Source organism: Pseudomonas sp. MWU16-30323 (genome assembly GCF_020515595.1).
GTDB lineage: Bacteria > Pseudomonadota > Gammaproteobacteria > Pseudomonadales > Pseudomonadaceae > Aquipseudomonas > Aquipseudomonas yamanorum.
Window position 1 is genome coordinate 1 of the sequence record NZ_JAIWYM010000103.1, and the last position, 344, is coordinate 344.

Consider the following 344-nt stretch of genomic DNA (forward strand, 5'->3'; position numbering starts at 1 on the left):
AAGACCTCCTGATGGTTTTCGCGCAGGGGTTATAGCTTGAGGATTTTGTCCAGTGAGGTCAGTACCTCTCGCGTGATGGCGTTCAAACGCAGGTTGTAGATCGAGTACGCGGTGACCAGTACGACGGCGGCCAGTGCCCACGGTGTCCACAACGGCCAGGCACGTTTGATCCGGTAATTGCGCGGCGCGACATTTTTCAGTGGATCAGTCAGGCGTTTGGGTGTCTCGCCGCGCAGCGGGCGCAACAGGCCGTGCAGTTGGTTGATGATCTTCTGTATTTCGTCATCGCCTTTGGCATGGGCGCCGTATTTGCCCTTGAGGCCGGAGATCAGACATTGGATCAG

Annotated in this window: 1 protein-coding gene; it reads right to left on the reverse strand. The window is 57.0% G+C overall.

Translation table 11 applies throughout. The annotated features are described in order from the left end of the window. Positions 1 to 29: 29 nt before the first annotated feature. On the reverse strand, positions 30 to 344 hold a 315-nt coding region (icmH, locus tag LIY45_RS30640), incomplete at its 5' end, for a type IVB secretion system protein IcmH/DotU (protein ID WP_226478734.1).